Consider the following 18305-nt stretch of genomic DNA (forward strand, 5'->3'; position numbering starts at 1 on the left):
AGCGCCGACTTGCGCCGCGCCGTCCAACGTTTGATCTCTTCGTCCATCACTTGGCTCATCGTGCTCTCCTCAAAAGGTAGCACCTGAGCAGGAAATCACTGGGTCATTACACCCGGGCCTTCGCCCTAGCGGCCGGCGGGCGGTTCTCACTCCCACTCAATCGTCGCCGGCGGCTTCCAACTGATGTCGTACACCACCCGCGACACCCGCGCACTTCGTTGATGATCCGGTTGGAGACGCGGCCCAGGAAGTCGTACGGCAGGTGCGCCCAGTGGGCGGTCATAAAGTCGATGGTTTCCACGGCGCGCAGCGAGATCACCCACTCGTAGGCGCGGGCGTCGCCGACGACGCCGACGGACTTGACCGGCAGGAACACCGCGAACGCCTGGCTGGTCTTGTCGTAGAGGTCGGCCTTGCGCAGTTCCTCGATGAAGATGTGGGCGCGGGCCAGGATCTCGGCGTATTCGGCCTTCACTTCGCCCAGGATGCGCACGCCCAGGCCGGGGCCCGGGAACGGGTGGCGGTAGACCATCTCGCGCGGCAGGCCCAGTTCCACGCCCAGGCGCCGCACTTCGTCCTTGAACAGCTCGCGCAGCGGTTCGACCAGGCCCAGCTTCATGTGCTCGGGCAGGCCGCCCACGTTGTGGTGGCTCTTGATGACGTGCGCCTTGCCGGTCTTGCTGCCGGCCGATTCGATTACGTCGGGGTAAATGGTGCCCTGCGCCAGCCACTTGGCATTGCTGAGCTTGCCGGACTCTTCGTCGAAGATCTCGACGAACAGGTTGCCGATGATCTTGCGCTTGGCCTCGGGGTCGCTGACGCCGGCCAGCGCGCAGAATGAGCTGAGCTTACGCATCTAGCGTCCTACTGGCCGCTCCGGCCGGTAGCGCTCCACGGCCAACGCATCTGCCGGCTCACCATCGCTGAACGCCAGCGTCACCGCCGCGACGATGTCGTCCCACACACCAGGCGTCTTCAACACCGGCATCTCTTTGGCCAGCACGTTGCTCAGGTCCCCGCGATTCTGCTCAATCGAGCGCAGCACGCGGTCGGCCTGATGGTCGGGCATCTCCACGATCTCCTTCAGCCCGGCGCGCGCGCGCGCATGGCTTCGCAGGTAACGCGATTCCTCGCGCATCTGCTCGGTCAGCGTGCGGTCGATGACATCCGACAGATAGACCACGTGTGGCCCGAGGTCGGGATAGCGCCAGACCGGCCGAGCCACTTCGGCACCGGTGAACGCGAAATTCGACGCCACGCCGTCCGGATAGGTGGTCAACGTGGGCTCGAACGCTACGAGCTCCCGTACCCTCTCCATCAACGGCCGCGAGACCCGGTCCAGGACGCGGTCGTAGCCGCGCCGCTCGCCGGCGTCGTCGGTGATGACGGCCGACACCGGCAGGATCACGGGGTCCGGCACCACCCCGTCCCGGCGCAGCGTGTCGTTGACGAGGAAGCGGTGCACGCGGCCGTTGCCGTCGGCCAGCGGATGGATGTAGACGAAACCGAACGCCACCACGGCACTGCGCATCACCGGCGACTGCCCCTGCGTCCTATGCAGAAAGACGCGCAGGCCCTCCAGCATCGGTGGCACATCCGCCGGCATCGGTGCCACGTAGTGCACGACTTCCTCGTAGCGCATCCGCTCGCCGACGAAGACGGGCGACTGGCGGATGCCGAAATGCACGAGCGTGGTCCTGTCGCCCAGGATCTCGCGCTGCAGTTCGGCGAGTGCCTCGTGGGTCAGCGGGGGCGCGTCCTGGCCGGTGCGCCGGGCCATCACGTCGGCGAAGCGCTGGATGCGGCTGTCCTGGTCTGCCTCGCCCTCGATGGCGAAACTGGCGCGGCTCTCTCGCAGCGTCATCCAGGCCGCCGCGCGCATCAGGAGGTCCTCGCCGAACTCGCTCGCCAGCGCACCGAACAGCGCGCGCACGTCCAGGTCCGCGGCGCGGAGCACGGTCTCGGTCTTGACCACCGTCGGGCAGAACCACCGGGTGCCCGGCAGGTTGTCGTTGACCCGCCAGCGCTGGACCTTGCCCACCTGGGCAGGCGAGGCGGCGACCAGCTTGGCGCTGTCGATCGCATCGACGTAGTTGCCGCCGAGCCGCGCCGGCACTTGCAAGGCATCGCCGGTCAGCCATTCGTACAGGAAAGCCGCCCGCCGGGCGTACTGGCCCGTGGGCTCTGCATCCACCCAGGCCTGGACGAAGGCCGGCCCGCTGCGCGCGAACAGCCGGGCCAGGAACTCCAGGTGCGGCACTTCGTGGCGAAGATGGAACTGCAGGTGCGCGGCGGGTTCTGAGGACGGCCGCATCGCCTCCTGGTAGGTTTCCAGACGGAAGCCGTCCTCGACCGCCGTCGCCCGTCGCCCGCCTATCTGGCTGAGCACCGGCAATCGCCCGACGGGCAGCACTTCAAAGCACCGGGCGAGCCACGCGGCACCGATCGGATCGGCTGGCAGATCGTTCATCGCATGGCTCCTGGACTCCCCTTTTTCGACGGGAGCGCTGACGATGGACCCGCGCTCGTGCATCGTCCGGATTACGGGCGGACAGAATCGATTACAAATTGATTGAAATGCATGATTTTGATTATCGTGCCGCAGCGGTGGGACCGCAAGCGCCTTTGAGCCGGCCGCGACGGGACGCTATGCCGAGGCTGATGCGATGGAGCAGGCCGTGGAGATGGGCAGGTAGAGGGCCAGCGAGTGCGATGCAGTGCGCCGGAAACCGTAGACTTCGTAGAAGCGCGCTGCCGCGTCGTCCTTGGCATCCACGATCAGTACGCGCACGCCAAGGGTCTGCCGTGTTGCCAAGGCGATGTTTACCGCATGTCCGACCAGCAACTGGCCGTATCCCCGGCCCTGCGCGTCGGTATTGACCGCCAGCCGCGCCATCCGGATCGCGGGAATCGGATAGGCGGGAAGCCGAGCGCGATCACCCGGCTCGAGTTCTTCCAGCTGCAACTGGGCGGCAGACAACGCGCAGTAACCGAGCACTTGCCTAGGTGCGCTGTCGTCTACAAGGACGTGCGTGGTCGCAATTCCGTCGCGGTGGTGCTGACTCGCCTGCCGGCGCAGGTAGTCATCCAGCGCGGCAACGCCGCATGAGAATCCGGCTCTATCGTGCAGCCGCTTGTCCAGCAGCACGAAACTGAGTGCCATGCGCCTTCAGCGCGGATCGGTGAGGCGGGCGGCGCTATTCATCGCCTTCTGCAGGCGATCGTTGGGCTGGAATGGCGCATCCAGTGCCGCAAGGAAGTGGCGAGATTCCGCCGGAGACAGCGCGACGGTTGTATCCGCCGCGATGGCCGTGTCCGCCTCCCGAAGCACGGCACTGCGCACGAACGCGGACACCGGCATACCGCGCAAGGCGGCGGCGCGGGCGATCCGGTCCTTGTCCCGAGCGTCGATCCTAAGATCCAGACGGGCGGCTGTGCTGTTCATGGGAATCCTCCTGTGTACGGAAATCTACCGTACGCACGAAGACGGAAGCAAATGACGCGAATCGCCGGGTAGCGCGCCGTTCACTCCCACTCAATCGTCGCCGGCGGCTTCCCGCTGATGTCGTACACCACCCGCGACACCCCACGCACCTCATTGATGATCCGATTCGAGACGCGGCCCAGGAAGTCGTACGGCAGGTGCGCCCAGTGGGCGGTCATGAAGTCGATGGTCTCGACTGCCCGCAGCGAGATCACCCATTCGTAGGCGCGGGCATCGCCGACGACGCCGACGGACTTGACCGGCAGGAACACCGCGAAGGCCTGGCTGGTCTTGTCGTAGAGGTCGGCGCGGCGCAGTTCCTCGATGAAGATGTGGTCGGCGCGGGCCAGGATCTCGGCGTATTCGGCCTTCACTTCGCCCAGGATGCGCACGCCCAGGCCGGGGCCGGGGAACGGGTGGCGGTAGACCATCTCGCGCGGCAGGCCCAGTTCCACGCCCAGGCGCCGCACTTCGTCCTTGAACAGTTCGCGCAGCGGTTCCACCAGGCCCAGCTTCATGTGCTCGGGCAGGCCGCCCACGTTGTGGTGGCTCTTGATGACGTGGGCCTTTCCGGTCTTGCTGCCGGCCGATTCGATTACGTCGGGGTAAATGGTGCCCTGCGCCAGCCACTTGGCATTGCTGAGCTTGCCGGACTCTTCGTCGAAGATCTCGACGAACAGGTTGCCGATGATCTTGCGCTTGGCCTCGGGGTCGCTCACGCCGGCCAGCGCCTTGAAGTAGCGCTCGCGCGCGTCGATGCGGATGACGCGGATGCCAAGGCCATGCGCGCTGGAGGCATCGGCGAAGGTCGCCATCACCTGGTCGCCTTCCTGGAAGCGCAGCAGGCCGGTGTCGACGAACACGCAGGTCAGCCGGTCGCCGATGGCCTTGTGCAGCAAGGCGGCGACGACGGACGAGTCCACGCCGCCGGATAGGCCCAGGATCACCTCGTCCTGGCCCACGGTCTCGCGCACGCGCGCGATCTGGTCGTCGATGATGTTGGCCGCGGTCCACAGCGTGGCGCAGCCACAGATGTCGACGACGAAGCGGCGCAGCAGCACCTGGCCCTGCTTGGTGTGGGTGACTTCGGGGTGGAACTGCACGCCGTACCAGCGCTTGGCCTCGTGGGCGAACGCGGCCACCGGCACGCGGTCGGTGGTGGCGGTGACGGTGAAGTCCGGCGGCGCGACACTGACGTGGTCGCCGTGGCTCATCCACACGTCCAGGCGCTGGGCGCCTGCGTGGTCGCTCAGGCCGTCGAACAGACGGTCCTGGGCGACGATGGCCACTTCCGCGTGGCCGTACTCGCGCGCGTCGGCCGATTCGGTCTCCCCGCCCAGTTGCTTGGCCATTGTCTGCATGCCGTAGCAGATGCCCAGCAGCGGCAGGCCGCTGTCGAACACCTGCTGCGGGGCGCGCGGCGAGCCGTGCTCGGTCGTCGATTCGGGGCCGCCGGACAGGATGATGCCCTTGGGCGCGAATGCGGCGATCTGCGCCGGGTCGTGGTCCCAGGCCCAGATTTCGCAGTACACGCCCAACTCGCGGATGCGGCGGGCGATCAGCTGCGTGTACTGCGCGCCGAAGTCGAGGATCAGGATCTTGTCGCTGTGCAGGTCGGTCATCGGCGTGGGCTTGTCGTGTCGGGTGAGGGCGCGGGCGCGCTGGGGAAACGGAAGGTGGGGGGCCGGATACGAAACGGGATCCGCTTGCGCGAATCCCGGATCGGTGCGTGGCGGCGCGGCGTCAGCCGGCCTGGTAGTTCGGCGGCTGCTTGGTGATCGTCACGTCGTGGACGTGGCTCTCGCGCTGGCCGGCGCCGGTGATCTTCACGAACTGCGGTTTGGTGCGCATGTCTTCGATCGTTGCGCAGCCCACGTAGCCCATCGTGGCGCGCAGGCCGCCGGCGAGTTGGTGGACGATGCCGGCCAGCGGGCCGCGGTACGGCACGCGGCCCTCGATGCCCTCAGGCACGAGCTTGTCGGCGTCGGACGAATCCTGGAAATACCGGTCCTTGCTGCCCTGCTCCATCGCGCCCAGGCTGCCCATGCCGCGGTAGCTCTTGTAGCTGCGGCCCTGGAACAGTTCGACCTCGCCGGGCGATTCCTCGGTGCCGCCGAACAGGCCGCCGATCATCACCGTCGAGGCGCCGGCCGCCAGGGCCTTGCCGATGTCGCCCGAGTAACGGATGCCGCCGTCGGCGATCAGCGGGATGCGGTCCTGCAGCGCTTCGGCGACGAAGTCGATCGCGGTGATCTGCGGCACGCCGACGCCGGCAACGACGCGCGTGGTGCAGATCGAACCGGGGCCCACGCCCACCTTCACCGCGTCCGCGCCGGCGTCTTCCAGCGCCTTGGCCGCGTCGCCGGTGACGATGTTGCCGCCGATGACCTGGACCTTGGGATAGGTCTTCTTGACCCAGTTCACGCGGTCGAGCACGCCCTGCGAGTGGCCGTGCGCGGTGTCGACGATGATCACGTCCACGCCGGCTGCGACCAGCGCCTCGACGCGCGCTTCGGTGTCGCCGCCCACGCCGACCGCCGCGCCCACCAGCAGTTGCTCGTCGGCGTCCTTGGCGGCATTGGGGTTGTCGTGGGCTTTTTGGATGTCCTTGACGGTGATCAGGCCGCGCAGTGCGAAGGCGTCGTTGACCACCAGCACTTTCTCGATGCGGTGCTTGTGCAGCAGCGCCAGCACCTCGTCCTCGCTCGCGCCCTCGCGCACGGTGACCAGGCGGTCGTGCTTGGTCATGACGTTGCGCACCGGGTCGTCGAGCTTGGTCTCAAAGCGCATGTCACGCCCGGTGACGATGCCCACCAGCTTGCCGCCGTCGACCACCGGCACGCCGGAGATGTTGCGTGCACGGGTCAGGCGCAGCACTTCGCCGATGCTGGTGTCCGGGCCCACGGTGAAAGGTTCGCGGATGACGCCGGCTTCGAAGTTCTTGACCCGGGCCACCTCGGCCGCCTGGCGCTCGACGCTCAGGTTCTTGTGCACGATGCCGATGCCGCCCATCTGCGCCATCGCGATGGCCAGGCGCGCCTCGGTCACCGTGTCCATCGCCGCCGAGACGATCGGCAGGTTCAGGCGCAGGTCGCGGGTCAGCCGCGTGGCGAGGCGGACGTCCTTGGGCAGGACGATCGAGTGGGCGGGAACGAGCGAGACGTCGTCGTAGGTGAGTGCTTCGGCCTGGATGCGCAGCATGCGGGGTGCCGGGGAGGAGGAAGCGCGCCATTCTATCGCGTTTGCGGCCCCGGCGCGCCGCGACCGGACGCCGCGGATGTCGCGCTAAGTGCCGGCCTGCTCGGCCGCTTCGATCGTGTTCTGCATCAACGTGGCCACGGTCATCGGCCCGACACCGCCTGGCACCGGCGTGATCCAGCTGGCCCGCCGCGCGGCCTCGACAAAGCCGACATCGCCGACCAGGCGGCCGTCGTCGAGCCGGTTGATGCCGACATCGATCACCACCGCGCCGGGCTTGACCCAGTCGCCGGGGATCAGCCCGGGGCGGCCGACGGCGACGACCAGGATGTCGGCCTCGCCGACATGGCGGCGCAGTACGTCCGGCGGCGTAAAGCGGTGACAGGTGGTCACCGTGCAGCCGGCGATCATCAGTTCCAGCGCCATCGGCCGGCCGACGTGGTTGCTGACGCCGACGATCGTGGCGCTGGCGCCGCGCACCGGGCGGTCGGTGTAGGCCAGCAGCGTGGTGATGCCGCGCGGCGTGCACGGGCGCAGGCCGAACTGGCGCAGCGCCAGGTGGCCGACGTTCGCCGGATGGAAACCGTCGACGTCCTTGCGCGGGTCGATGCGCTCGATCAGCCGGCTCGCGTCGTCGATGCCCGGCAGCGGTAGCTGGACCAGGATGCCGTGCACGGCGGGGTCGGCGTTGAGGCGGTCGATCAGCGCGACCAGCTCGGCCTCGGTCGTGCCGACGGGCAGGTCGAAGTCGAAGGCCTGGATGCCGACCTTCTGCGCGGCGCGGCGCTTGTTGCGCACGTAGGACTGCGAGGCCGGGTCGCTGCCGACCAGCACCACCGCCAGCCCCGGGCGCGTCCCGCCGCCGGCGATGCGCGCATCCACGCGCACGCGCAGTTCGTCGAGCAGGGTGTCGGCAATGCGCTTGCCATCGAGGATTCGGGCCGGAACGGGGTCTGCGGCGGTCATGCGGGCGTCGTGCGGCGAAAGAGCGCCCCATTGTCCCTGATTCGGGGCTCGGCTTGCAGACGTCGGCAGCACTGCCGATGCTGTCGGCCTCCCCTGCCCCTGGATCGACCATGACCGATACGCCCGCGGCCACGCCCGCTCCGCTGTCCGAGGACGCCCGCATCCGCGCCGAGGCCGCGACGTTCCGGCGCCTGCGCGCGCATCTGCTCGAGGCCCGACCGGACGTGCAGAACATCGATCTGATGATCCTGGCCGGCTTCTGCCGCAACTGCCTGGCCGATTGGTATGGCGATGCGGTGCGCGCCGAAGGCGTGGACTTCGACAAGGCCGCGGCACGCGAGGCGTTCTACGGCATGCCGTTCGAGACCTGGAAGGCGCAGCACCAGCGCGAGGCGACACCGGAGCAACAGGCCGCGTTCGCCGCGAGCCAGCGCACGCACGCGGGCTGACGCGCGCGCGTCACGGGCAGCGCGGCAGGCCGTCGCCGACGCTGCATTCCACGCAGCACATCGGGGCCGAGGGCTGGCCGGGCGTCGGCAGCACGGGCGTCGGCGCCGTCGGCAGCACCAGCGGCATCGCCGGCTGCAACGCGGCCAGTTCCTGCGCCGGCCGCAGTTGCAGCAGCACCGCCCAGTCCTGGCGGTTGGCGCTGCAGGCGTCCGGCGTGTCGGGCGTGCACGGCACATCGTCGAGCGTGCGCATCGGCAATGCGGCGAACTGCCCGCCGGCCGAGAGCGGCAGCATCCGCATGGTCACGCCGTCGAGCACGTTGCCGCCGACCAGGTACGCGACATTGCCGCCCTCGGCAGCCGCGCCGACGACGACATCGCAGTGCATGCCCAGCCCGCTGTCCTCGCTGCTGAGCAGCGTCGCCAGGCCGGCGAAGCCGAACACACGGTTGGCGGCGCGCACGTAGCACAGCAGGTCGCCGCGCGCCGGCCGCGCACTCACCGGGTTGGCGACGCGGTAGGCGCTGGTCTCGGGGTTGCGGTAGGCCGCGCGCACGTAGTCGACGTGGCTGGGCGAGCCCTCGAAGCCGGGCAGCGCGGCGCGCCGCGCGGTCCAGGACACGAACGCCGCAGACCACGGCACATCGACCAGGAACGCCCGGCACCCGGGCGACGGCGCACCGCCGTAGGCCGCGTAGGCGCATTCGCCGGCGCCCGGCCGGTGCTGCAGCCGGGGCAGCAGGCCGGCGCCCACCCAATAGCCCGCGACCCGGCGCCAGGCCTGCTCGCCATTGGTCAGCAGCGCGGTTTCGGCCTCGCGCACGGTCGACCCCGCGTAACGCCCGTCCACATCGATGAACGGCCGGTGCCAGGTCTGGTGCTCCTCGCAGGCCACCGCGGCCAGCCGCGTCGCCGGGTCCGGCGCCGCCACCTGCGCGCGCAGTAACGGGCACGGGTCGGCGGCGGACGCGCCCGGCGGCCACACGAGCAGCCAGGCCAGGACCAACAGACAGAGCCAGCGTGACGACATGCGCAACCTCGGGAGCGGGGGCAGGATGGGACTCATCGTGCCCCGCCCCGTGTGAAGGCCGGTGGGCGGGCGCGTCGCCGCTTACTTGGTCGTGTAGCCGCCGTTGATCAGCAGGGTCTGGCCGGTGATCCACCAGCCCTCGCTGACCAGGTGCCGGACGAACGGCACCACGTCCTCGATATCGGTCAGGCCGGTGCGGCTGCAGCCCGACAGCGCCGCGGCCGAGCGGTGGTAGGCCACGGCGTCCTTGTCCTCCTGGCCGTAGAAGAACGGCGTGTCCATCGGCCCCGGTCCGATCGCGGTCACCGAGATGCCGCGCGCCCCGAACTCCTTGGCGGCGGCGCGGGTGAAGTGTTCCACCGGCGCCTTGGCGCCGGCGTAGGCGGCGTAGTACGGGGTGAAGGCACCGAGCAGCGAGGTCACCAGGGTCAGCACCTTGCCGTGGTCGGCCACTTTCAGGCCGGCCTGCTGCAGGAAGAAGAACGCCGCCTTGGCGTTGATGTCGAACATCTTGTCGTACTCGGCCTCGCCGATCTCGGTCAGCGGCTTCTTGAGCACCATGCCGACGGTGTTGATGGCGATGTCGATATGGCCGAAGGCCGACACACCGGCATCGAACAGCGCGGCGACGTTGTCCGGACGGGTCAGGTCGCCGGAGAAGATCTCGGCCTTGGCGCCGGCCGCCTGGACGGCGCGCGCGGTCTCCTGCGCGGCCGGAAGCGAGTCGGCATCGTGATGGTGGATCAGCACTGCGCTGGCGCCGTTCCAGGCCAGATCGCGGGCGATCAGCCCGCCGAGGTTCTTCGCGCCACCGGCGATCAGCACCGTCTTGCCGTGCAGCGAATGGTCGATCTTGGACATGCCATGCTCCTGCGATGGGGGAGTCCCCAGTTGACCGCAGCCCCCGGCTCGAATAAACACGATGAATCGACAGTTTGTTTTCGGCGCTACCGAATAATCATGGATCTGTTGCGCCATCTCGCGCTGTTCCGCCGCGTGGCCGACTGCGGCAGCTTCAGTCGCGCAGCGGAACTCGAGGGGCTGGCGCCGTCGTCGGTCTCGGCCGCCATCGGCCAGTTGGAGCGGCATCTGGGCACGCGGCTGTTCCAGCGCACGACCCGCCAGGTCCGGCTCAGCAGTGACGGCGAGCGGCTGTACGCGCGCGGTGTCGAACTGCTGGCCGACGCCGAGGGCATCGCGCAGCTGTTCCAGCCGGCCGCCCAGCCCAGCGGCCTGCTGCGGGTCGAGGCCCCGGCGCGGATGGCGCGCCTGCTGCTCGCCCCCGCCCTGCCCGCGTTTCTCGCGGCCTATCCCGGCATCGCGATCGAGCTGGGCGGCAGCGATCGCTTGAGCAATCTGGTGGGCGACGGCATCGACTGCGTGCTGCGGGTCGGGCCGATCGGCGACCTCGACCTGGTCGCACGCCCGCTTGGGCAACTGCAACAGGTGACCTGCGCCGCGCCCGCCCTGCTCGCCCGGCACGGGCCGGTCGCCGACCTGGACGCGCTGGCGGCCCTGCCGGCGATCCACTTCGGCCAGTCGCCCGGCGGGCGGGCGGAGCCCTGGGAATTCCAGTCCGCGGACGGCCTGGTCACCCGCCCGATGACCGGACGGGTCGGGGTCGGCAATGCCGAGACCTACATCGCCTGCGCGCTGGCCGGGCTGGGCGCGATCCAGGTGCCGCGCTACGACGTCGCCGACCTGCTCGCGGCCGGCCGGCTGTGCGAGCTGCTGCCCGATACGCCGCCGCCGAGCGTGCCGGTCAGCGTGCTCTATCCGGGGCCGCAGCGCGGCTCGCGACTGGTGCAGGTGCTGATCGGCTGGCTCGACGGGGTCATCGCGCCGCTCGTCGAGCCGGTATCCGCGCCCTGAGGCCGGCTCAGCCGGCGCAGAACGCCGCGTAGTCGATGTAGCCGGGGAAGTCGCGGCCCGGTGCGCACAGTGGGCAGTCGGGATCGGCGCCCAGCCGGGTCTCGCGAAAGCGCATCCGCAGTGCATCGAACTGCAGCAGGCGCCCGCGCAGCGGCTCGCCGATGCCGATCAGCAATTTGAGCACTTCGGTTGCCTGCAGCAGGCCGATCACGCCCGGCAGCACACCCAGCACGCCGACTTCCGAGCAGTTCGGGGCGGCTTCCGCCGGGGGCGGCTCGGGAAACAGGCAGCGATAACAGGGGCAACGGCCACGCGCGCGTCCGGCGTCGAACACGCTGACCTGGCCCTCGAAGCGGTGCACGGCGCCGTAGACCAGCGGTTTGCGGTGCAACACGCAGGCGTCGTTGAGCAGGTAGCGGACCGGGAAGTTGTCGGCGCCATCGAGCACCACATCGACGCCGTCGATCAGCCTGTCGATGTTGGCGCTGGTGACGCGCTCGGCGACCGCCTCGATCCGCGTGCGCGGGTTCAGCGCGCCGAGCGTGGCCGCAGCCGAGGCGACCTTGGGCTGGCCGATGCGGTCCTCGGCATGCAGGATCTGCCGCTGCAGGTTGCTGCGGTCGACGACATCGTCGTCGGCGATGCGCAACGTGCCCACGCCGGCCGCGGCGAGGTAGTACGCGGCCGGCGAGCCGAGGCCGCCCGCCCCGATCACCAGCACCGTGGCCTCGGCCAGCCGGCGCTGCCCCGCCAGGCCGATCTCGGGCAGGCGCAGGTGCCGCGAGTAACGGTCGTGGAAATCCAGGTCGATATCGCCATCGGGCAACGTCGTCGGCAACCCCTCGGCCTGCCAGCGGCTGGTGCCGCCGGCGACCGAGGCGATGTCGGTGTAGCCGGCCGCGGCCAGCGCGTGCGCGGCCTGCAGCGAACGCCGGCCGCTCTGGCAGATCAGCAGCAGCGGCGCGGCGCGGTCGGGCACGTGCGTCTGGGGCGCGGCTTCGAGCGTCGCGCGGTCGACGCCTTCGGCGCCTTCGGCCATGCCGGTCACGCGCTCGTGGGCGTCGCGCACGTCGATCAGGCGCACGCCGACCCGGCGACGGCGCAGGGCCTCGTCGGGGGAGATCTCGGGAATGCTCATGCGCCGATTATCGCCCGTCGCGGGCGACCGGGTCGTCCCACCGCCGGATCGCTCAGTACGGCACGACTTCGACCACGCTGTCGGCCGGGTACTCGCGCGCGCCGGCCTCGAGCACGATCAGCACGTCCGAATCGGCCGCCGCCTGCATCCGGTGCGAGCCGTCGGCGGGGTTGGGTTCGACGCGCGACACGCCGTCCTCGTCGATCGACCAGCGCCCGCGCAGGAATTCCAGCCGCCCGTGCTTCTTGGTCCACGCATCGCGCAGGCGCGCGCGCCGGATCGGCCGCGGGGCGCGCCGCTGCAGGCCATCGACCAGGCGCCGGCCGACCGCCAGCCACGTGGCCAGCACCGAGACCGGATTGCCCGGCAGGCACAGGAACAGCGCCGGCCCCAGCGTCCCGCCCTCGGCCAGCAGCAGCGGCATGCCCGGCTTCATCATCGTCTTCCACAGGCGCACGCTGCCGCGGCGCTGCAGCAGTTCGGGCAGGTGGTCCTTTTCGCCGGCCGACACGCCACCGCAGGTCAGCACGATGTCGAAGGCCTCGCCGGCATGGCGCAGCGCCGAGGCGATCTGCGCCGGGTTGTCTGGCAGCGTCGGGAACGCGACCGGCTCCAGGCCCTCGGCGCGCAGCAGGCCCATCAGCTGCTCGCGGTTGGAGTTGTAGATCTGCCCGGGCTGCAACGGCATGCCCGGCTCGACGAGTTCGTCGCCGGTCGCGAACACCGCCACCGTCGGCCGGCGCACGACCTCCAACTGCGCCAGGCCCTGGGAGGCCGCGAGTGCGATCCGGCTCGGGGTCAGCACTTCGCCGGCATGCAGCAGGCGGTCGCCGACCTTGGAATCCTCGCCGGCGCGGCGCACGTGCTGGCCCGGACGCGGTGGCACCAGGATCTCGACCCGGTCGCCGTCCAGGCGCGTGTTTTCCTTCATCACCACGGTGTTGGCGCCTTCGGGAATCGGTGCGCCGGTGGTGATGCGCAGACACTGCCCGCGCGCGATGCGCACGTCCGCACGCGGGCCGGCGAACTGCTCGCCGACCAGTTGCAGCACCGCCGTCCCCTCGCCCGCCAGATCGTGATGGTCCAGCGCGAAACCGTCCATCGCCGAGTTGTCGAACGGCGGTTGCGGCAACGTGGCGACGACATCGCGCGCGAGCACATGGCCATGGGCACGGCCCAGCGACAGCGTCTGCACCTCGAGCGCGCGTTCGGCGGCGACCGCATCGACGATCGCGCAGGCCTGGTCGAACGGCACGCGGTAGGGAAAGGACGGGGCGGTGTCAGGGTGCGGCGATTCCGGCATCGATCAGATCGTCAGGCGTATTGAGGTTGCCGAAGCGTACACCTTCCAATCGGACGGTCCGCATGCCGAGCCGGCTCTGCAACGCGCGCACCGCGTAGTCGCCGCGCGCCAGCGCCTCGGCCGCGCCGCGTCGCAGCGCGTCGGTCGGCCACAACGCGACCAGCGGCTGCACGCCGTCATCGTCCTGCGCACAGGCGCCGGTGTCGCCGGCCAGCAAGGCCAGCATCGGCAGCAGTCGGGCATCGGCCTCGCACAGATCGACCGGCAGGGTCAGCAGCCAGGGCGTGTCGACGGCGGCGGCCAGCGCGTCGAGCCCGGACATCGGCCCGGCATCGGGCGTGCGATCGACCACGGTCTCGATGCCGTGGGCTGCGTAGCGAGCGAGGTCACGGTTGGCGCTGACCAGGAACCGCGCTGCCTGCGGGGCGAAGCGCGCGCGCCAGCGCAGCACCTGCGCTGTGCCGCCCTGCTCGAGCCAGGCCTTGTCGAGGCCGCCCAGGCGCGAGCCGCGGCCGCCGGCGATCACGCCGACGGTCAGTGCCGCCGCGGTGGGCGGCACGCTCACTTGCGCTTGACGTGCCGGATCAGCCGCTTCTTCTTGGCGACCTGGCGTTCGCTGAGCACGTTCTTCTTGTCCTTGTACGGGTTGTCGCCCTCGCGGAACACGAAGCGCACCGGGGTGCCGACGAGCTTGAAGCGCTTGCGGAAGAAGTTCTCCAGGTACCGGCGATAGCTGTCGGGCAGCGTGCGCAGGCGGTTGCCGTGGACCACGATCGTCGGCGGGTTCTCGCCGCCCGGATGCGCGAAGCGCAGCTTGGGCGCATGCCCGCGCACGACCGGCGGCGGGTTGGTCTCGGCGGCGATCTCGAGCGCGCGGGTCACATCGGACGTGCCGAACTTGTAGTTGGCCGAGGCGTGCGCGCGATGGATCGCGGCGAACAGTTCGCGCAGGCCCGAGCCGTGCTTGGCGCTGATGCGCACCGCCTCGGCCCAGGGCACGAATGCGAGCTTGCGCGACAGCAGCGCTTCGGTCTGCTCGCGCTGGTACTCGCTCAGCCCGTCCCACTTGTTGACCGCGACCACCAGGGCGCGCCCGGAGTCGAGCACTGCGCCGAGCACGCTCGCGTCCTGGTCGGTGACGCCCTCGCTGGCGTCGATCATCACCACCGAGACCTGAGTGGCCTCGATCGCCTGCAGGGTCTTGATGATCGAGAACGTCTCCACCGCCTCGTCGACCTTCGACTTGCGGCGGATGCCGGCGGTGTCGACCAAGCGGTAGCGCCGGCCGTCGCGTTCGAGATCGACCTCGATCGAGTCGCGGGTGGTGCCGGCGACCTCCGAGGCGATCATCCGCTCCTCGCCGAGGATGCGGTTGACCAGGGTCGACTTGCCGACGTTCGGGCGGCCGACGAAGGTCACGCGGATGCGCGTGGGGTCGGTGTCGAGCTGCTCGGCCTGCCCGGTTTCGGGGAGCTTTTCGAGCACGTCGTCGACGAGTTCGTCGATGCCGTGGCGGTGCGCCGAGGACACCGCGTGCGCGTCGGTGAAGCCGTAGCGCGAGAAGTCCGCGATCGCCGCACGCGCATCGAGCCCGTCGGTCTTGTTGATGATCAGGAACGTCGGCTTGCCGAGCTTGCGCAGCCAGCGCAGCAGTTCGTCGTCGAGCGCCGAGGCGCCCTCACGGCCGTCGACGACGAACAGCACGAGGTCGGCCTCCGCCGCCGCCGCGCGCGACTGCTTGGCGGTCGGGCCGGCCAGTCCGGCCTCCTCCAGATGCACGCTCTCGCCGGCGATGCCGCCGGTATCGACCAGCGCGAACGGACGCGCGCCGAGGCGGCACACGCCGTAGTGACGGTCGCGGGTGACGCCCGGCTCGTCATGGACGAGCGCGTCGCGGGTGCGGGTCATCGCGTTGAACAGCGTCGACTTGCCGACGTTGGGGCGGCCCACGAGGGCGACGAGCGGGAGCATGCGGCAGGATCCGGAACGAAAGAGCGGAAGGAAGGGCCGGCACCGTGGCGGCGACCCGAAAACGAAGAGGCCCCGGGCGGCGACACCGCCCGGGGCCCTAGTGTCGCATTGGCAGCGTCGAAACCCTACTGGCTCAGGCGCCAGGCGCTGACGTCGCCGTCGACCGTCTGCACCACCAGCACGCCGTCGGCGACGACCGGTGCGCCCTTGATGGGGTCGCGGCCGGCGCGCTGGCGCGCGGCGAACTCGCCGTCGTCCAGACGCAGCCAGTGCAGATAGCCGTCGAGGTCGCCGACCACGGCGTAGTCGCCCTGGATCACTGCCGCGCTGAGGTTGCGCCGCGCCAGTGCCGGCTGCTGCCAGGCCGCGGTGCCGCTGAACTTGTCCAGCGCCCAGACGGTGCCGTTGGCGTCGGTAACGACCACGCGATGGGTCGACAGCGCCGGACGGTTGGAACCGCCATGCTCGCTGACCCACAGCGGACGGCCGCTCGGGCCTTCGAGCGCCATCGTGCGATGCCGGTAGCTGCTGGCAAACAGCACGGCCTCGTCGAGGACGGGCGTGCCGTCGACATCGGCCATGCGCTCGAGTTCGGTGCGGCCGTCGGGCTGGGCGACCGCCTGCTCCCACAGCGTGCGGCCGTCGGCCAGCGCGAGTGCGGCGAGCGTGCCGTCGTCGTTGCCGACGAACACGAAGCCCGGCCCCAGCACCGGCGCGTCGTTGCCACGGACGGTCAGCGACGGCAGTTCGCGGACCCAGAACCAGCGACGCTCGCCACTGGCGATGTCGAACGCGGTGACGCGGCCGTCGTTGGAGCGCACCAGCACCAGGCCCTGCCCGATCGTCGGCGCGGCGATGACTTCGTTGGTGACCTTGGCGGTCCAGCGCTGTTCGCCGGTGGCCGCATCGAGCGCCAGCACGTCGCCGTCCAGGCTGCCGACCACGACCAGGCCGTCGCCGACGCCGGGGCCGCCGCTCAGCCGCAGGTCCGATTCATGGCGCCAGACCGACGCGCCGCTCTGCAGGTCCAGGGCCCGCACGCCGCCCTTGATCGCGGCGACATAGACGCGGCCATCGGCGACCACCGGCCCCTGGCGCACGCCCAGCCGGCCTTCGCCCTTGCCGGCATTGGCGGTCCACAGGCGCGACACCGTCACCGACGGGGTGATATCGGTCAGCTTGGCGGGCTCCGACAGGGCCTTGGCATCGGCCTTCTCGCTGTTGCCGAACCAGCCGCGGACGGTGCTGCAGCCGGTCACCGCGACCGCGCACAACGCAATCGCCGCGAACCGCAACGCGCGGGACGGAACGGGGGAAGCCGCGGCGGGGGCCGTGTGCTCGGTCATCAGGATTCAACCTCGGGTTCGTCCGGCGCACCGCCGACTTGGGAAAGCTTGAGTTCGACCAGGCCGCGCTGGGGCGCTGCGCTGTCGAGGCCGCGCAGCGCGCTGGCGTAGTCGGCGCGGGCCTGGTCGGCCTGGTCGAGCGCGAAATGCGCGTCGCCGCGCACTTCCAGCGAGACCGCATCGTCGACGCCGTCGAGCAGCGCGACCGCCTCCTGGCCTCGGCCGGCGTCGATCAGCAGCCGCGCCAGGCGCTGGCGCACGACCGCCGCCACGCCGGGTTCGGCGCCCTCGACGCCCTGCAGCGTCGCGATCGCGGCATCGCGCTCGCCGGCATCGAGCTGGGCCTTGGCCAGCTGCAATGCGGCCAGTTCGCCATAGGTGGAATCGGGCAGCGCGGCGATGCGCTCGCCGGCCTTGTCGAGCGCCCCGGACCGGATGTCGAGCACCGCGGCCTGGTAGTCGGCGTGCTGGGCAGCCGCCTGGTCGTGGGTCCGCTGCTTCCAGTACTGCCAGCCGAAGATCAGGGCCCCGCCCACGATGACGCCACCGATCAGGCCCAGGCCGTTGTCGCGAAGCCAGGCCTTGACCCGCTCCCCCTGTTCGCGCTCGTCCAGCAGCTCATCAAGTGCCATATGTTCTCTGCGCCCGTCGCCGGCGACGGGTCTTTGCCATTGGAAAACGACAGACCGGCTGCAGCACTCGCGCGCCGTGCCGGTCCTGTGTGCAGCGCGGGTCGCGACTACTCGGCGACGGGCGCAAAACCGCGATCGGAGGATACCTCAAAGCGCGCGACGTTCGATCGGCGAAACTCGGACAGATCCTGAACGACCCCATCGCGCAGCACCTCCACCGCGCCGGCATTGCCCAGCACGATGCGGTGGACATCGGCAGTCGCGAACTCGCGCTGCTGGCCTGCCGGCACTTCAGCCGACTCGATCCGGCGGCCGTCGTGGCCGACGATTTCCACCCAGCTCGGACCGCTGAAGCGCAGCGTCAGGCGCCCGGCCTGATCGCGCGCGGCCGGCTCGGCCGTCGGTACGGGCGCGAGCGCGCGCTTGGGCAGCGCGCCCAGCGACGCGGTGACCGGCCGCGGGCCGACCGGCTGCGCGGGGGCGGCCTCGTCGCCGAGCACACCGAGCGAGGCGGTGATCTCGCCGGTGTCGTCGACATGCTGGCGCGTCGCCACCCAGACCGGCACGACGATCAGCGCGGTGATCACGACATAGACCGCGCGGCCCATGGCCTTGTCCAGCATCCGCTGCATCGGCGGGGTGTAGGTGCGCGGGGTCAGTTCCGGCGGGCGCACCTGGGTGGCCTCGGGAATGGTGTCGGCCAACGACTCGGGCAGCCCGAGCAGACGCAGATAGCTGCGCAGTTGCCCGCGCACGAACACTTGCGCCCCCAGGCGCCCCCAATCTTCGGCCTCGAGCGCCTCGACCACGCGAAGCTGCATCCTGAGCCGCGAGGCGACATCGGCAAGGCGCAGCCCCGCCTGTTCACGTGCAACGCGCAGGCGCTCTCCGACCCCAGACATGGTCTCTGGCGTGG

At 70.3% G+C, this 18305-nt stretch carries 17 protein-coding genes and 1 pseudogene; 2 read left to right on the forward strand and 16 right to left on the reverse strand.

Going from position 1 to position 18305, the window contains the following annotated elements:
- Window positions 1–146: 146 nt before the first annotated feature.
- From guaA (ABE505_RS08390) to folD, 7 genes and pseudogenes are all read right to left on the reverse strand, one after another.
- A pseudogene (gene guaA, locus ABE505_RS08390) lies at window positions 147–832 on the reverse strand (glutamine-hydrolyzing GMP synthase); the annotation flags it as partial.
- A 24-nt stretch (window positions 833–856) separates the two neighbouring features.
- Window positions 857–2470, reverse strand: coding sequence for a Fic family protein (locus ABE505_RS08395; RefSeq protein WP_346444175.1), 1614 nt, complete (start codon window positions 2468–2470; stop codon window positions 857–859).
- A 177-nt stretch (window positions 2471–2647) separates the two neighbouring features.
- On the reverse strand, window positions 2648–3163 hold the full coding sequence (locus ABE505_RS08400) for a GNAT family N-acetyltransferase (protein ID WP_346444174.1): 516 nt from the start codon (window positions 3161–3163) through the stop codon (window positions 2648–2650).
- A gap of 6 nt (window positions 3164–3169) precedes the next feature.
- Window positions 3170–3445 carry a DUF1778 domain-containing protein gene (locus tag ABE505_RS08405; RefSeq protein ID WP_346444173.1) on the reverse strand — a complete coding sequence of 92 codons (276 nt, stop codon included), beginning with the start codon at window positions 3443–3445 and terminating at the stop codon, window positions 3170–3172.
- A gap of 80 nt (window positions 3446–3525) precedes the next feature.
- Window positions 3526–5106, reverse strand: coding sequence for a glutamine-hydrolyzing GMP synthase (guaA, locus tag ABE505_RS08410; protein WP_346444171.1), 1581 nt, complete (start codon window positions 5104–5106; stop codon window positions 3526–3528).
- Window positions 5107–5227: 121 nt separating this feature from the next.
- On the reverse strand, window positions 5228–6685 hold the full coding sequence (gene guaB / locus ABE505_RS08415; RefSeq protein ID WP_346444170.1) for an IMP dehydrogenase: 1458 nt from the start codon (window positions 6683–6685) through the stop codon (window positions 5228–5230).
- Window positions 6686–6769: 84 nt separating this feature from the next.
- A complete protein-coding gene (gene folD, locus ABE505_RS08420; RefSeq protein ID WP_346444169.1) occupies window positions 6770–7648 on the reverse strand; it encodes a bifunctional methylenetetrahydrofolate dehydrogenase/methenyltetrahydrofolate cyclohydrolase FolD in 879 nt (292 codons plus the stop codon).
- A gap of 110 nt (window positions 7649–7758) precedes the next feature.
- On the opposite strand from folD, the gene ABE505_RS08425 reads away from it, so the two are divergent.
- A complete protein-coding gene (locus ABE505_RS08425) occupies window positions 7759–8097 on the forward strand; it encodes a DUF1244 domain-containing protein (RefSeq protein ID WP_346444168.1) in 339 nt (112 codons plus the stop codon).
- Window positions 8098–8107: 10 nt separating this feature from the next.
- Here the strand turns inward: ABE505_RS08425 and ABE505_RS08430 are convergent, their stop codons facing one another.
- Both ABE505_RS08430 and ABE505_RS08435 read right to left on the reverse strand, forming a co-directional pair.
- A complete protein-coding gene (locus ABE505_RS08430; RefSeq protein ID WP_346444166.1) occupies window positions 8108–9127 on the reverse strand; it encodes a DUF2272 domain-containing protein in 1020 nt (339 codons plus the stop codon).
- 81 nt (window positions 9128–9208) lie between these two features.
- Entirely contained in the window at window positions 9209–9988 is a 780-nt protein-coding gene (locus tag ABE505_RS08435; protein WP_346444165.1) for an SDR family oxidoreductase, read from the reverse strand.
- A gap of 99 nt (window positions 9989–10087) precedes the next feature.
- On the opposite strand from ABE505_RS08435, the gene ABE505_RS08440 reads away from it, so the two are divergent.
- Window positions 10088–10999 (forward strand): LysR family transcriptional regulator, encoded by a 912-nt coding sequence (locus ABE505_RS08440; protein WP_346444163.1) that lies wholly within the window; start codon window positions 10088–10090, stop codon window positions 10997–10999.
- 7 nt (window positions 11000–11006) lie between these two features.
- On the opposite strand, the gene moeB is transcribed toward ABE505_RS08440, so the two are convergent.
- The 7 genes from moeB to ABE505_RS08475 all read right to left on the reverse strand — a co-directional run bounded on the left by moeB (window position 11007) and on the right by ABE505_RS08475 (window position 18291).
- Complete coding sequence (gene moeB / locus ABE505_RS08445; RefSeq protein WP_346444162.1) at window positions 11007–12137, reverse strand: molybdopterin-synthase adenylyltransferase MoeB; 1131 nt, start codon at window positions 12135–12137, stop codon at window positions 11007–11009.
- Window positions 12138–12189: 52 nt separating this feature from the next.
- On the reverse strand, window positions 12190–13440 hold the full coding sequence (gene glp, locus ABE505_RS08450; RefSeq protein ID WP_346444160.1) for a gephyrin-like molybdotransferase Glp: 1251 nt from the start codon (window positions 13438–13440) through the stop codon (window positions 12190–12192).
- Entirely contained in the window at window positions 13418–14005 is a 588-nt protein-coding gene (locus ABE505_RS08455) for a molybdenum cofactor guanylyltransferase (RefSeq protein WP_346444159.1), read from the reverse strand. The genes glp and ABE505_RS08455 overlap by 23 nt, the downstream gene beginning before the upstream one ends.
- Window positions 14002–15411 carry a ribosome biogenesis GTPase Der gene (gene der / locus ABE505_RS08460; RefSeq protein WP_183427064.1) on the reverse strand — a complete coding sequence of 470 codons (1410 nt, stop codon included), beginning with the start codon at window positions 15409–15411 and terminating at the stop codon, window positions 14002–14004. Before der ends, ABE505_RS08455 begins: the two co-directional genes overlap by 4 nt.
- A gap of 125 nt (window positions 15412–15536) precedes the next feature.
- On the reverse strand, window positions 15537–16757 hold the full coding sequence (gene bamB / locus ABE505_RS08465) for an outer membrane protein assembly factor BamB (RefSeq protein ID WP_346444157.1): 1221 nt from the start codon (window positions 16755–16757) through the stop codon (window positions 15537–15539).
- Window positions 16757–17389, reverse strand: a complete 633-nt coding sequence (locus tag ABE505_RS08470) for a tetratricopeptide repeat protein (RefSeq protein WP_346444156.1) — start codon at window positions 17387–17389, stop codon at window positions 16757–16759. Before ABE505_RS08470 ends, bamB begins: the two co-directional genes overlap by 1 nt.
- A gap of 107 nt (window positions 17390–17496) precedes the next feature.
- Entirely contained in the window at window positions 17497–18291 is a 795-nt protein-coding gene (locus ABE505_RS08475; protein WP_346444154.1) for a RodZ domain-containing protein, read from the reverse strand.
- Between the last annotated feature and the right edge of the window lie 14 nt (window positions 18292–18305).

Origin of the sequence: Luteimonas sp. TWI382 (assembly GCF_039674545.1) — a bacterium.
GTDB lineage: Bacteria > Pseudomonadota > Gammaproteobacteria > Xanthomonadales > Xanthomonadaceae > Luteimonas.

What these genes read in the sequence shown, in the direction of transcription:
- ABE505_RS08470 (WP_346444156.1), bottom strand. Translation starts at nt 17,389, where the DNA reads ATGGCACTTGATGAGCTGCTGGACGAGCGCGAACAGGGGGAGCGGGTC.
- ABE505_RS08475 (WP_346444154.1), bottom strand. Translation starts at nt 18,291, where the DNA reads ATGTCTGGGGTCGGAGAGCGCCTGCGCGTTGCACGTGAACAGGCGGGG.
- moeB (WP_346444162.1), bottom strand. Translation starts at nt 12,137, where the DNA reads ATGAGCATTCCCGAGATCTCCCCCGACGAGGCCCTGCGCCGTCGCCGG.
- ABE505_RS08400 (WP_346444174.1), bottom strand. Translation starts at nt 3,163, where the DNA reads ATGGCACTCAGTTTCGTGCTGCTGGACAAGCGGCTGCACGATAGAGCC.
- der (WP_183427064.1), bottom strand. Translation starts at nt 15,411, where the DNA reads ATGCTCCCGCTCGTCGCCCTCGTGGGCCGCCCCAACGTCGGCAAGTCG.
- ABE505_RS08395 (WP_346444175.1), bottom strand. Translation starts at nt 2,470, where the DNA reads ATGAACGATCTGCCAGCCGATCCGATCGGTGCCGCGTGGCTCGCCCGG.
- ABE505_RS08430 (WP_346444166.1), bottom strand. Translation starts at nt 9,127, where the DNA reads ATGTCGTCACGCTGGCTCTGTCTGTTGGTCCTGGCCTGGCTGCTCGTG.
- ABE505_RS08405 (WP_346444173.1), bottom strand. Translation starts at nt 3,445, where the DNA reads ATGAACAGCACAGCCGCCCGTCTGGATCTTAGGATCGACGCTCGGGAC.
- guaB (WP_346444170.1), bottom strand. Translation starts at nt 6,685, where the DNA reads ATGCTGCGCATCCAGGCCGAAGCACTCACCTACGACGACGTCTCGCTC.
- guaA (WP_346444171.1), bottom strand. Translation starts at nt 5,106, where the DNA reads ATGACCGACCTGCACAGCGACAAGATCCTGATCCTCGACTTCGGCGCG.
- ABE505_RS08440 (WP_346444163.1), top strand. Translation starts at nt 10,088, where the DNA reads ATGGATCTGTTGCGCCATCTCGCGCTGTTCCGCCGCGTGGCCGACTGC.
- glp (WP_346444160.1), bottom strand. Translation starts at nt 13,440, where the DNA reads ATGCCGGAATCGCCGCACCCTGACACCGCCCCGTCCTTTCCCTACCGC.
- bamB (WP_346444157.1), bottom strand. Translation starts at nt 16,757, where the DNA reads ATGACCGAGCACACGGCCCCCGCCGCGGCTTCCCCCGTTCCGTCCCGC.
- ABE505_RS08425 (WP_346444168.1), top strand. Translation starts at nt 7,759, where the DNA reads ATGACCGATACGCCCGCGGCCACGCCCGCTCCGCTGTCCGAGGACGCC.
- folD (WP_346444169.1), bottom strand. Translation starts at nt 7,648, where the DNA reads ATGACCGCCGCAGACCCCGTTCCGGCCCGAATCCTCGATGGCAAGCGC.
- ABE505_RS08435 (WP_346444165.1), bottom strand. Translation starts at nt 9,988, where the DNA reads ATGTCCAAGATCGACCATTCGCTGCACGGCAAGACGGTGCTGATCGCC.